We start from the raw sequence: 13,024 nt of genomic DNA on the forward strand, positions 1-13,024 counted from the left end.
CTTGGACACCGGCCTTCTGATCCTGCGTCTGCTGGTGGGCCTGCTCGTCGCCGGCCATGGCGTGCAGAAGATCAGCTCACACCTGGGCGGCAGGGGACTCGAGGGCGGCACGGAGGAGTTCCGCGCCGACGGCTTCCGCGGCGGAGCCCTCACCGCGCTGGCGGCGGGCGGTGGCCAGATCGGATCGGGTCTGCTGCTCGCCGCCGGCTTCCTGACCCCGCTCGCCGCGACCGGTGCCATCGGCGTCATGACGGTCGCGCTCACCGTGAAATGGCGCCACGGGCTCTGGGTGCAGAACGACGGCTACGAGTACCCGCTCGTCCTCATCGGCACCGCCGCCGCCCTGGCCGCCACCGGCCCCGGCGCCTGGTCCCTCGACGCGGTCCTCGGCCTCATGTCGTACCCGCTGTGGTGGGCCGCCCTCGCGCTCGTGGCCGGTCTCGGCAGCGGACTCCTCACCCGGCTCGTCCTGCACCGGCCCCCAGCCCCAGCCCCGGCGACCGCCGACCGCCGAGCGTGAGCCGCGCAGACCGGGTCCGGCCGCCCGCGTACCCCCGACCGGGCGGCCGGGCCCTTCCCCCTCCCTCTCCCGAACAGGACACCCGATGGACACCCTCACGACCCCGCACGGCGGCGGCCAGCCGCTGCTGCACCAGAAGGGCGCCGAGACCCAGGCGTTCGGCACGCTCAAGCAGCTGCCGATCGGCCTCGGCCACGACACCCGCATGTACGCGTGCCAGCGGCTGAACCGCGTCCTCGCCGACACGCAGATCCTCCACTCGCTCTACAAGAAGCACCACTGGCTCATGCGCGGGGCGACCTTCTACTCGCTCCACCTCATGCTGGACAAGCACGCGGAGGCCCAGCTGGCCATCGTGGACGCGCTGGCCGAGCGGATCCAGAGCCTCGGCGGCGTCGCCGTCGGAGACCCGCGCCACGTCGCGGAACTGACGGCGATCCCGCGGCCGCCGGACGGCGTCGAGCCGGTGCCCGTCATGCTGTCGCGGCTCCTCGACGCGCACGAGCGGATCCTGATCGACGCCCGGGACGCCGCCGCCCGGCTCTCCGGAGAGGGCGACGAGGGCAGCGCCGACCTGCTCGTCTCCGACGTCGTCCGCACCGGCGAGGCGCAGGTGTGGTTCCTGGCCGAGCACCTGGTGGACACCCCTCTGGTGCGCGGCTGATGGACACGTACGACGTTCGTAGACCCCCAGAAGGAGAACCCCTCATGCAGAACCGTCCGATCCTCGAACCCGCCGCCCAGGCCTTCGCCGACGCCACCGCCCAGCCGCCGTACCTCTACCAGATCCCCGTCGCCGAAGGCCGTAAGGCCGTGGACGGGGTCCAGAGCGGCGAGGGCGTTCCCCTGCCCGAGGTCGACGAGGAGTGGACCACCGTCCACGGCGGCCCTACCGGCGACGTCCGCGCCCGGATCGTCCGCCCCCGCGGTGCCACCGGCCCGCTGCCCGTCATCCTCTACATCCACGGCGCGGGCTGGGTGTTCGGCAACGCCCACACCCACGACCGGCTCGTCCGTGAACTCGCCGTGGGCGCCGGCGCGGCCGTCGTCTTCCCCGAGTACGACCTGTCGCCCGAGGCCCGGTATCCCGTCGCCGTCGAGCAGAACTACACCGTCGCCCAGTGGATCGCCCGCGAGGGCCACCACAAGGATCTCGACGGCACCCGGATCGCCGTCGCGGGCGACTCGGTCGGCGGCAACATGAGCGCCGCCCTCACCCTCATGGCCAAGCAGCGCGGCGACGTCCGCATCGCGCACCAGGTCCTCTTCTACCCGGTGACCGACGCGAGCTTCGACACCGACTCGTACCACCGGTTCGGCGAGGGCTACTTCCTGCGCCGCGACGCCATGAAGTGGTTCTGGGACCAGTACACGACGGAGGAGTCCGAGCGGGCCCAGGTCACCGCGTCGCCGCTGCGCGCCTCCACCGAGCAGCTGACGGGTCTGCCGCCGGCGCTGGTCATCACCGCCGAGGCGGACGTCCTGCGCGACGAGGGCGAGGCGTACGCGGCGAAGCTCCGCGCCGCCGGCGTCCCCGTCACCGCCCTGCGCGTCCAGGGGGTCATCCACGACTTCGTCATGCTGAACGCACTGCGCGAGACGCAGGGCGCGGAACTCGCCATCGGCCTCGCCGTCGACACCCTGCGCAAGGCCCTCGCATGACCAGGCCGTCGACTCACGGACCCACCGCACACGGGCCGTCGACGAGCATGCCGGTGGCGGGCCTCGTCCCCGCCCCGCGTGGGGAGCACGAGCACGCCGACCTCCTCGTCCGCAACGCCAAGGTCTTCACCGGTGACCCCGACCGGCCCGGGGCCCGCGCCGTCGCGATCCGCGACGGCAGGGTGGCGGCCCTCGGCGACGACCACGACCTCGCCCACCTCGTGGGGCCGGGCACGAAGGTCGTCGACGCCCTCGGACGCCGGGTGATCCCCGGCCTCAACGACTCGCACCTGCATGTCATCAGGGGCGGCCTGAACTACGTCCTGGAGCTGCGCTGGGACGGGGTGCGCAGCCTCCGACACGCCCTCGCGATGCTGCGCGAGCAGGCCGGCCGCACTCCGAAGGGGCAGTGGATCCGGGTGGTGGGCGGCTGGACCGCCGAGCAGTTCGCCGAGCGCCGGATGCCGACCGTCGCCGAGCTGAACGCCGCCGCCCCCGACACCCCCGTCTTCGTCCTGCACCTGTACCAGTCGGCGCTGATGAACCGGGCCGCCGTGCGGGCGGCGGGATTCACCCGAAACACCCCGGACCCTCGCGGCGGGCAGATCGTCCGCGGCCGGGACGGCGAACCCAACGGCGTCCTCCTCGCCGCCCCGAGCGCCCTGATCCTGTACTCGACCCTGGCCAAGGCGCCGGCCCTCGACGAGGCCGACAAGCGCACGTCGACCCGCCACTTCCTGCGCGAGCTGAACCGCTTCGGCCTGACGTCGGCGGTCGACGCCGCAGGCGGCTTCCAGAACTTCCCCGACAACTACGCCACCGTCATGGACCTGGCATCGTCGGGGGAGCTGACCCTCCGGATCGCCTACCACCTGTTCCCGCAGACGGCCGGCCAGGAACTCGCCGACCTGAAGCGGTGGACGGAGACGGTCAAGCCCGGCGACGGCGACGAGTGGCTCCGGCTCAACGGCGCGGGGGAGAACCTGACCTGGGCCGCGGCCGACTTCGAGAACTTCTCCGAACCCCGGCCCGAACTCGCCGCAGGGTACGAGGCCGAATTCGAGAGCGCCGTCCGGCTCCTGCTCGAGAACGGCTGGGGCTTCCGGCTCCACGCGACCTACGACGAGACGATCCGCCGCGACCTGGCGGTGTTCGAGAAGCTCGCGGCGGAAGGACTCTTCCCCGGCGGCAACCGCTGGCTCTTCGACCACGCCGAGACCGTCTCGGCCGAGAGCCTGGACCGGATCGCGGCCCTCGGCGGCGCCCTGTCCGTCCAGAACCGCATGTCCTTCCAGGGCACCGCGTTCCTCGACCGCTACGGCGCCGAGGCCGCCGCCCACACCCCGCCGGTCCGGGCCATGCTCGACCGAGGTCTGACCGTCGCCGCCGGAACCGACGCCACCCGCGTCTCCTCGTACAACCCGTGGGTCGCACTCCACTGGCTGGTGACCGGGCGCACCGTCGGTGGCACGGCCCTCTACCCGGCCGGGAACCTGATCGACCGGGAGACCGCCCTCGGCCTCTACACCCGGGGAGGAGCGCGGCTCACGGGCGAGCAGGACGTCAAGGGAGCTCTGCGAGAGGGGTGTTACGGCGACCTCGCGATCCTCTCCGACGACTTCCTCACCGTGCCCGAGGACGTCATTCCCGACATCGAGTCGGTCCTCACCGTCGTCGGCGGCCGGATCGTCTACGCGACCGCCGAGTACGAGGGGCTCGACGAGGCCGTCCCGCCGGTGAGCCCAGGGTGGAGCCCGGTGGCCCGCTTCGGCGGCTACCAGAGCGGGGCCCGCCAGGCATCCGCCGTGGCCGAGGCCGTCGCCGAATCCGAGGAGCACCGCCGCTGGCGCGTCGCCCGCGGCTTCGTCCCCGGCACGGCGCCGTCCTTCGTCGATCCCTGCTTCGAGCACTGAAAGAGAGATCCACCCGATGTCCGCAGCCTCCCCCGCCGCCGACAGCGGCGACACCCCGGCGGCCTCGCCGGACGCGCCTCCGGGGCGCCGTTTCGAACCGGACCTCCGGTCGATGACACGGATCAACCTGCGCCCCATCGCCTCACCGATGCCGCTCGGCTTCTTCACGATAGCCATCGCCTCCGTGATGACGGGCTGCCTGCAGCTCGGGATCTTCGACGAGACGGCCCGCGGCGCCGTCGCCCTCACCGTGCTGCCGGCCTTCGCCCTGCAACTCCTGGTGAGCTTCCTGGCCTTCGGCGCCCGTGACGTGATCGCGGCGACGCTGATGGGGGTCTTCGCCGGCAGTTGGCTGCCCTACTCGCTCATCATGCTCAGCGGCGCGGCCGACGGCCTTCAGGTTCTGGGCGTGTTCAACCTGGCGCTCCTCTGCTTCGGCGCCCTGATGACCGCCGTGACCCGGCCCAAGCGAGCGCTGTGGCTCGTCCTCGCGGTCTCCCTGCCCCGCTGGGCGGCCACCGGCCTCGCGGGCGTCACCGGCGCCGACTGGCTGACGCGCACGTCCGGTGCGCTCGGCCTCCTGGTGGCGCTCGTCGCGATGTACACGGCGTTCGCCCTGATGCTCGAGGACATGCGCAGCGAGCAGGTCCTGCCCATCGGCCGCAGCGGCCCCGCCCACCTCGCCGTGGAAGGCGACCTGTCCGTCCAGCTCCGCAACCTGGAACGCCAGGCGGGCGTACGCCGCACCCTCTGACCGCGCCCACCCACCCGGTCACACCACGACCGCACAGGAGCACCCATGGAACCGCAGGTGACGGACCGGACCGAGAGGTCCCGGTACGAGGTACTCGCCGGTGACGACGGCACCGAGACCGCCGGCTTCGCCGAGTACCACCTCTCGGAGGGCGAGATCGCCTTCATCCACACCGAGATCGACAGCCGTTTCGCCGGCCGGGGCCTGGGTGGGCTACTCGCCCGCGGGGCCCTCGACGACGCTCGGGCCCGGGGCCTGCGCGTCCTGCCGTACTGCCCCTTCATCCGGGGCTGGATCGGCAAGCACCCCGAGTACACCGATCTGGTGCCCGAGGCGAGGCGCGCCCGCTTCGGCCTGTGAAGCACCCCACGAACACCGCACATCCACCTCCCGCATCCCCCCTCACGCACCGAGGAGTTCCCCCATGCCCCGACACGCCCGCCCCACCGTCGTCCTGGTCCACGGCGCCTTCGCCGACGCCTCCAGCTTCGCCCGCGTCATCCCCGAACTGACCGCCGCCGGCATGGAGGTGGTGGCCCCGGCGGTGCCCAACCGCAGCCTCGTCGACGACGCCGCGTACATCGCCTCGGTGATCCGCGCCGTCGAAGGTCCCGTCATCCTGGTCGGGCACTCCTACGGCGGCGCCGTCATCACCCTCGCCGGCACGGAGGACAACGTCCGCGCACTGGTGTACCTCGCGGGATACGCGCTGGAGGAGGGCGAGAGCCTGGGTGAGCTGCAGGGCCGCTTCCCCGACTCCGGCCTCGCCGACGCGCTCGTCTACACCCCGTTCCCGGTGGCGGGCTCCACCGAGACCGGCACCGACGTCTCGGTGGAGATCGAGAAGTTCCCCGCCCTCTTCGCGGCGGACGTCGACCCCGACCTCGCCGCGGTGCTCGCCGTCTCCCAGCGCCCCCTGGCCGCACGTGCCTTCTCGGAGGCGGCGCCTGTCGCGGCCTGGAGGACCAAGCCCTCGTGGGGCCTGGTCGCCTCCTCCGACCGCACGATCAACCCCGATGTGGAGCGCTACGGGTACGAGCGCGCCGGCATGACCACCGTCGAGGTCGACTCCTCCCACCTGGTCATGCTCTCCCGGCCCAAGGCCGTGGCGGAGCTGATCCAGGAGGCGGTCCGGTCCACCGCCCGCTGACCCGATCGTTCAGGATCGAACGATTAGTCGATAATGTTCGAGCGCTGGTAGCTTCTGATCGCCCCCGAGAACCCTTCGGCGGGCGATCGGAGGAGATACACCCATGAGGTTCGGCGCGAGGCTCACGCTCGCCGTCATCGCTCTCGCCGCCCTTGCCACCGCCTGCGGACTTCCGCGGGACAGCGCTCCGCGGTCGCACGCCGCCGTGGACTGCGGGCCGTACGCCAGGTACGGCAAGCACCCCGGCACCAAGGTCACCGTCTACGCGGAGAACCGGGACCGGGAAGCCGACCTGTTCGAAAAGACCTGGGCGGACTTCTCGCGCTGCACGGGCATCGACGTCCAGTACCAGGGGGACGGGGAGTTCGAGGCCCGGATCCAGCTCCGGGTCGACGGCGGCAGCGCGCCGGACGTGGCGTTCTTCCCCCAGCCCGGGCTCCTGGAACGCTTCGCGCGGGCGGGGAGGCTCAAGCCCGCGAGCGCCGGGGTCGTGGCCCTCGCGAAGCAGGGCTGGTCGGCGGACTGGAACAGCTACGCGACCGTGGACGGCACCCTCTACGGCACGCCGCTGGTCGCGAACGTGAAGTCGCTCGTCTGGTACTCGCCGACGTTCTTCCGCGACAGGGGGCTGAGCGTTCCCCGCACGTGGTCCGAGCTGATGGCCGTGACGGAGAAGGTCGCGGCGTCGGGCGTCACGCCGTGGTGCGCGGGCATCGAGTCCGCCGAGGCGACCGGCTGGCCGGTGACGGACTGGATCGAGGACGTCCTGCTGCGTCAGCAGGGCACGGACGTCTACGACCAGTGGGTCGCCCACGAGATCCCCTTCAACGACCCGCGGGTGATCAGAGCCATGGACACCGTGGGGTCCCTCCTCAAGAACGACCGGTACGCCAACGGCGGTTTCGGCCCGGCCCGTTCGATGGCGTCGATCTCCTTCCAGGAGGCCGGCACACCGGTTCTCTCCGGCGACTGCGCGATGCACCGCCAGGCCTCGTTCTATGCCGACATGTGGCCGGAGGGCACCGAGATCGGACCGGACAAGGACGTCCACGCCTTCCTCCTGCCGGGGTCCGACCCGGCCGACCGCCCCGTACTGGGCGGGGGAGTGTTCACCGCGGCCTTCGCAGACCGTCCCGAGGTACGGGCCTATCAGGAGTATCTGGCCTCCGCGGACTTCGCGAACGCGCGTATGAAAGAGGGCCCGTTCGTCTCGGCGAACAAGGGCGTGGATCCGGCGAATGCCGCCACCCCGATCGACAGGCTCGCGATCCAGCTGCTCCAGGAGCCCGGGACACAGTTCAGGTTCGACGGTTCGGACCTGATGCCCGCTTCGGTCGGCGCCGGGACGTTCTGGAAGGGATCCGTCGACTGGATCGGCGGCGCGAGCACCCGGCAGGTCGCCGACTCCGTCGAACGGTCCTGGCCGAGCCACTGATGTCGTTCGACGCCGTCGCCCAGGAGCCCAAGCTCCTGTACCTGCTCCAGGGCATCGCCGCCTTCGCGGCGGTGGTCTCCCTGATCCTGTCGGCGCTGCACCGGGGGCCGGTGCGGAGAAGGGCCGCGGCACTTCTCCTGCTGGCCCCCGCGCTGCTGCTGCTCACGGTGGGTCTCCTCCTGCCCGGTCTGCGCACCCTGGCGCTGTCGTTCACGGAGACCGGGGGAGACGCGTGGGCCGGCTTCGACAACTACGTGTGGGTGTTCACCGACGCCCGCGCGCTGGTGGCGCTGCGCAACACCCTGGTGTGGGTGGTGCTCGTGCCCCTGCTCGCGGCTTCGGCCGGTCTGTTCTACGCGGCGGCCGTCGTACGGTCGCGGTTCAGAGCGTTCGCGCTGTCCCTCGTCCTGATGCCGATGGCGGTCTCCTTCGTCGGCGCGGGTGTCGTCTGGAAGTTCGTCTACGCCTACCGTCCCGCGGAGGCACGGCAGATCGGGCTGCTGAACCAGCTCGTCGTCGCGTTCGGGGGCGAACCGAGGCAATGGCTCGTGGACACTCCCTGGAACGTCCTGTTCCTCATCGTGGTGATGGTGTGGACCCAGGCGGGCTTCGCGGCCGTCCTGCTGGCCGGCGCGATCAGGGCCGTTCCCGGAGAGCTGACCGAGGCGGCCCGACTCGACGGCGCGTCCCCCCGGCAGATCTTCTGGCGGATCACGATGCCGTCGATCAGACCCATGCTGCTCGTCGTGGTCCTCGCCCAGGCGGTCGGCACCTCCAAGGCCTTCGACATCGTCAAGACCATGACCGGCGGGCAGTTCGACACGGGTGTCATCGCCCACGAGATGTACGACCAGGCCTTCCGCTACGGCGAGACGGGCCGCGGTGCGGCGCTCGCCGTGCTCCTCTTCGTCCTCGTCACCCCCTTCGTCGCCCACCAGGTGCGGGCGCGGCGGAGGGCGGGGTGAACGGCGTCCGGGAGCGTCTGGCCTCCCGCGCCTTCACGTCGATCGCCGTGGTGATCGCGGTCCTCTGGACGACACCGACCCTCGGTCTGCTGCTCTCCTCCTTCCGCCCCGAGGAGGAGATCAAGACGACGGGCTGGTGGACCGTGTTCGGTTCGCCGCATCTCACGCTCGACAACTACGGCGAGGTGCTGTCCGGTGGCGGGAACGGGTCGGGGCGGCTCGGGGAGTACTTCGTCAACTCCGTCGTCATCACGCTTCCCTCGGTGCTGTTCCCGCTCGTCCTGGCGTTCTTCGCGGCGTACGCCTTGGCGTGGATCGACTTCAGGGGGCGCGACGCGCTCGTCGTCGGCATCTTCGCGCTCCAGGTCGTGCCGCTCCAGATGGCGCTCGTCCCCCTCCTGAGGCTGTTCTCCGAGGGCTGGCTGTTCCTGCCCGCGTGGAACGTCGCCGGTCCCGCGCGGTTCGGCCAGGTCTGGTTCGCCCACACGGTCTTCGCGCTGCCGTTCGCGGTGTTCCTCCTGCACAACGTCCTGGCCGGGCTGCCCCGGGACCTGATCGAGGCCGCCCGCGTCGACGGCGCGTCGCACCGGACGCTGCTGCTCCGGATCATGCTGCCCCTGGCCCGCCCGGCCCTGGTCTCCTTCGCCGTCATCCAGTTCATCTGGGTGTGGAACGACCTCCTCGTGGCGCTGACGCTGTCCGGCGGAACGGCCGAGACCGCCCCGATGACGGTCAGACTGGCGAGCCTGGCCGGGACGTACGGCAACGAGTGGCAGCGGCTCACCGCGGGAGCCTTCGTGACGGCGTTCGTCCCGCTGCTCGTCTTCTTCTCGCTCCGGCGGCACTTCGCGCGGGGCATGCTCGCCGGATCGGTCAAGGGATGAGCCCCGACCGGATGGAAGGAGAAGCCGTGGCGGCCGGCGGGAGCGGGAGACTCAGCCGACCCGGGCTGCGGGGCCGTGAAGCCGAGCTGGAGCGGCTGCGTGCCCTGGTCGAGGCGGTGCGCGACGGCGAGGGAGGAGCGACCGCGCTCATTCTGGGCGAGCCCGGGATCGGCAAGACCGTACTGCTGCAGGAGACCGTCCGGATCGCGCGGGCCCACGGATTCGTCGTCAGCCATGGACGCGCCGAGGAACTCCACGAGCTGGCACCCCTCGCCTCACTGGCCTCGGGGCTCCTGCACGGTGACCCGCCGCTGCTGTCCAGCGCGGACTTCGCGGATCTCGCGGGCCACCACGACCAGCGCATCTGGCTCGTCGAACGGCTCGCCCAGCTGATCGAGGAACGCTCGGCCGGCACGCCCGTACTGATCGCGGTCGACGACGTCCAGTGGGCCGACCCGCTGAGCCGGTTCGCCCTGAGTGTCATGCCGGGACGGCTGCTCAGCTCCCCGGTCCTCTGGCTGCTCACGGGCAGGAACGACCCGGAACTGTCCGGCCCGGGGCCGCGGACGACGACCCTCCCCCTCCAGCCGCTGTCCGACACGGCCCTGGTCGAGCTGGCACGGGACGTCCTCGGCGGGGACGTCCCGGAGCAGATCGCGGAGCTCCTCGACGGGGCGGGCGGCAACCCCTTCCTCGCGTCCGAGATGCTCACGGGTGTCGCGGCCTCGGGCGCGGACCGGCCGGAACCGCCGGAGCGGCTGGTCCTCGGCGTACGCGACCGGCTGGCCGGCCTCCGGCCGGACACCCTCCACTTCCTGCGCATCGGCTCGGTCCTCGGCCGCGCGTTCTCGCTCGCGGACGCCGCCGCCCTGTGCGGCCGGCCCGCCTCCGCCCTCAGCGCCGAAGTCGACGAGGCGATCGCGGCCGCCCTCCTCCACGACGACGGCGAACGCCTCCTGTTCCGCCACGACCTGCTCCGCCAGGCGGTGTACGCCGATCTCGCCCCCTCCGTACGCCGGGCGCTCCACCGCGAGGCCGCGAGCCGGCTCGTCGCAGCGGGCCGGAGCTCCACCGACGCGGTCCCGCATCTGCTGAAGAGCGCCGAACCCGGCGACCAGGAGGCGATCGCGTTGCTCGGCACGGCCGCCACGGACGTGATCGCCGTGATGCCCGACCTCGCCGCCGACCTGGCCGTACGCGCCCTGGAACTCGTACCGCCCCACGCTCCCATGCTGTTCGACGTGGGAGAACGAGCCATCGTCGCGCTCACCCGCGCGGGCCGGTACACCCGGGCACGGGACACCGGCGACACGCTGCTCGCCCGGCAGCCGCCCCTGGACGTCTTCGCCCGTCTGCAGTCCGTACTCGGCGACACGCTGTGGCACCTCGACGACGTCCACGAGCTGACCCGCCGCTCGACGGCGGCACTGGCAGCCGTCACCGACCCGGTGATCCGCGCCCGGCTCACCGCCCGGCAGGCCCTCGCCCGGTCCCGCGGACGCGACCTCGCGGCCGCGCGGGAAACCGGCGAACGGGCGCTCGCCGAGGCGGAGCGGTCCGGTGACCGGGAGGCCCGCGTCCTCGCGCTGTGGGGCCTCGGCGAGATCGCCCTCAACGCGGGCGACTGCGCCGCCGCCGTCGAACACCACACGGCGCTGAGCGTGTTCGACACGGCCTTCCTGCCCGAGGAGGCCGTCGCCCGGATCCACGGGGACGACTTCGACACCGTACGGCGACTGCTCCGGGCGGCGGGCGACGCTCCCCTGCGCCCCGCCATGCTGATCTGGGCCCAGGGAACCCTGAACATGGGGCTCGGCCGGCTCGACGACGCGGACGCCGACCTCATCACCGCCGAGCGGCTCGAAGCGGACCTCCGCGTGCCCGGCAACCTGGTCAACATCCGCGTCAACCGCGGCCTCCTCGCGATGCTGCGCGGCGACCGCGAAGCCGCCCGGGAACACCTGGACGTCGTGCGGGCGGCCGTGGCCGACCGCCCCAACACGGGCAACCACGCCACGCACCGGTACTTCGAGGCCGTCGTCGCCGACGCCGACGGCGACCACGCGGCAGCGGCCGAACTCGTCCGATCCGTGCAGCGGGACCACCCCTTCCTCCGATGGCGGCTCCTGCGCCCCCACGTCGTCCAGGCCGTGCGGCTCGCCCTGCGCGGCGGGGACCGGAACCTGGCCGAGGACCTCGCGGCCCAGGCGGCGGAGCACGCCACCCGCAACCCCTCCGTACCGACCGCACAGGGGACGGCCGCCCACGCGGCCGGCCTGGTGAACGCCGACCACGGACTCCTGGAACGATCGGTCCGCGTCCTCCTCACCGGTCCCAGGCCGCTGCCCCTCGCCGCCGCCTCCGCCGACCTCGGACGCGCTCTCCTCGCGGCAGGCGACCCCGGTGCGACCGCCGCCCTGACCAGGGCGCACGAGCTCTACGCACAGGCGGGGGCCGACGCCGAGGCAGACCGGGTCCGGGCCGATCTGGAACGGGCCACGAGCCGCTCCGGCCGACGCACCGGAAGCCTCAGGCCGCGCCCCGGCCAGGGCTGGGACGCGCTCACGGCCTCGGAACGCAAGGTGGCCCGGCTGATCGCCGCGGGCCACACCAACCGGTCGGCCGCGGAGGCCCTCGTCGTCTCCCCGCACACGGTCAACACCCATCTGGCGTCGATCTTCCGCAAGCTCTCGGTGCGCTCCAGGGTCCACCTGGCACGGATCGTCCTCGCGGAGGGCGACAGCGGAACAGCGATCGGCGGCTGAGGTACCTCTGCGCCCCCGTGCAAGGTGTGGTGCGCGGTACGGCAACAGGAGGCCCGGGACCGGTCCTAGCGTGGCGGGCGTACCGCGCCGCTCCGACGCGCGGACCAGCCGACCGAATCGAGGAGACATCCCCATGCCGTACATCACCGTGGGCCAGGAGAACACCAACCCCATCGAGCTGTACTTCGAGGACCAGGGTGCCGGGCAGCCGGTCGTCCTCATCCACGGGTTCCCGCTCGACGGCCACTCCTGGGAGCGCCAGAGCGCCGCGCTGCTCGACGCCGGCCACCGCGTGATCACGTACGACCGCCGTGGTTTCGGGCAGTCCTCGCAGCCGACGACCGGCTACGACTACGACACCTTCGCGGCCGACCTGAACTCCGTGATGGAGACCCTCGACCTGAAGGACGCCGTCCTGGTCGGATTCTCCATGGGCACCGGCGAGGTCGCCCGCTACCTCTCCACGTACGGCTCCGCCCGCGTCGCCAAGGCCGCCTTCCTGGCCTCCCTGGAGCCCTGCCTGCTCAAGAGCGACGACAACCCGGACGGCGTCGCCCCCAAGGAGTTCTTCGACGGGATCGTCGCCGACGTCAAGGCCGACCGGTACGCCTACTACACGGCCTTCTTCCACGACTTCTACAACCTCGACGAGAACCTGGGCAGCCGGATCAGCGAGGAGGCCGTCCGCAACAGCTGGAACACCGCGGCCCGCGGCGGCTCCTTCGCCGCCTCCGCCGCGCCGTCGACCTGGTACACCGACTTCCGCGCCGACATACCCGCCGTCGACGTGCCGGCCCTGATCCTGCACGGCACGGCCGACCGCATCCTGCCGGCCGAGGGCACCGCACGCCCCTTCCACAAGGCCCTGCCGTCCGCCGACTACGTCGAGATCGAGGGCGCCCCGCACGGCCTGCTGTGGACCCACGCGGAGGAGGTCAACGCCGCCCTCCTCGCCTTCCTGGCGAAGTGACGCCGC

Annotated in this window: 12 protein-coding genes; all 12 read left to right on the forward strand. The window is 72.1% G+C overall.

Annotation, left to right across the window (positions count from 1 at the left end; all coding sequences use genetic code 11):
• Window position 1 precedes the first annotated feature (1 nt).
• The 12 genes from AMK29_RS13505 (at window position 2) to AMK29_RS13560 (ending at window position 13,018) form a co-directional block, all read left to right on the forward strand.
• Complete coding sequence (locus AMK29_RS13505; protein WP_073812293.1) at window positions 2-520, forward strand: DoxX family protein; 519 nt, start codon at window positions 2-4, stop codon at window positions 518-520.
• 85 nt (window positions 521-605) lie between these two features.
• Entirely contained in the window at window positions 606-1,184 is a 579-nt protein-coding gene (locus AMK29_RS13510) for a Dps family protein (protein ID WP_073812295.1), read from the forward strand.
• Between the two features lie 44 nt (window positions 1,185-1,228).
• The gene (locus AMK29_RS13515; RefSeq protein WP_073812297.1) at window positions 1,229-2,182 is read left to right on the forward strand and encodes an alpha/beta hydrolase; all 954 of its coding nucleotides are present in this window, start codon (window positions 1,229-1,231) and stop codon (window positions 2,180-2,182) included.
• Complete coding sequence (locus tag AMK29_RS13520) at window positions 2,179-4,095, forward strand: amidohydrolase (RefSeq protein ID WP_073812300.1); 1,917 nt, start codon at window positions 2,179-2,181, stop codon at window positions 4,093-4,095. The genes AMK29_RS13515 and AMK29_RS13520 overlap by 4 nt, the downstream gene beginning before the upstream one ends.
• A 16-nt stretch (window positions 4,096-4,111) precedes the next feature.
• On the forward strand, window positions 4,112-4,849 hold the full coding sequence (locus AMK29_RS13525; RefSeq protein ID WP_073812304.1) for a GPR1/FUN34/YaaH family transporter: 738 nt from the start codon (window positions 4,112-4,114) through the stop codon (window positions 4,847-4,849).
• A gap of 45 nt (window positions 4,850-4,894) precedes the next feature.
• A complete protein-coding gene (locus tag AMK29_RS13530; RefSeq protein WP_073812306.1) occupies window positions 4,895-5,209 on the forward strand; it encodes a GNAT family N-acetyltransferase in 315 nt (104 codons plus the stop codon).
• Window positions 5,210-5,273: 64 nt separating this feature from the next.
• Window positions 5,274-5,999 (forward strand): alpha/beta fold hydrolase, encoded by a 726-nt coding sequence (locus tag AMK29_RS13535; protein WP_073812309.1) that lies wholly within the window; start codon window positions 5,274-5,276, stop codon window positions 5,997-5,999.
• 103 nt (window positions 6,000-6,102) lie between these two features.
• Entirely contained in the window at window positions 6,103-7,434 is a 1,332-nt protein-coding gene (locus AMK29_RS13540; RefSeq protein WP_073812314.1) for an ABC transporter substrate-binding protein, read from the forward strand.
• A complete protein-coding gene (locus tag AMK29_RS13545; protein WP_073812317.1) occupies window positions 7,434-8,399 on the forward strand; it encodes a carbohydrate ABC transporter permease in 966 nt (321 codons plus the stop codon). The genes AMK29_RS13540 and AMK29_RS13545 overlap by 1 nt, the downstream gene beginning before the upstream one ends.
• Entirely contained in the window at window positions 8,396-9,283 is an 888-nt protein-coding gene (locus AMK29_RS13550; RefSeq protein ID WP_073812320.1) for a carbohydrate ABC transporter permease, read from the forward strand. Before AMK29_RS13545 ends, AMK29_RS13550 begins: the two co-directional genes overlap by 4 nt.
• Window positions 9,280-12,048: a helix-turn-helix transcriptional regulator gene (locus AMK29_RS13555; protein WP_073812323.1), complete on the forward strand. Its 2,769-nt coding sequence runs from the start codon at window positions 9,280-9,282 to the stop codon at window positions 12,046-12,048. Before AMK29_RS13550 ends, AMK29_RS13555 begins: the two co-directional genes overlap by 4 nt.
• Window positions 12,049-12,181: 133 nt before the next feature.
• Window positions 12,182-13,018, forward strand: coding sequence for an alpha/beta fold hydrolase (locus AMK29_RS13560; protein WP_073812325.1), 837 nt, complete (start codon window positions 12,182-12,184; stop codon window positions 13,016-13,018).
• Window positions 13,019-13,024: the final 6 nt, after the last annotated feature.

The organism is Streptomyces sp. CB02261, assembly GCF_001905665.1.
GTDB lineage: Bacteria > Actinomycetota > Actinomycetes > Streptomycetales > Streptomycetaceae > Streptomyces.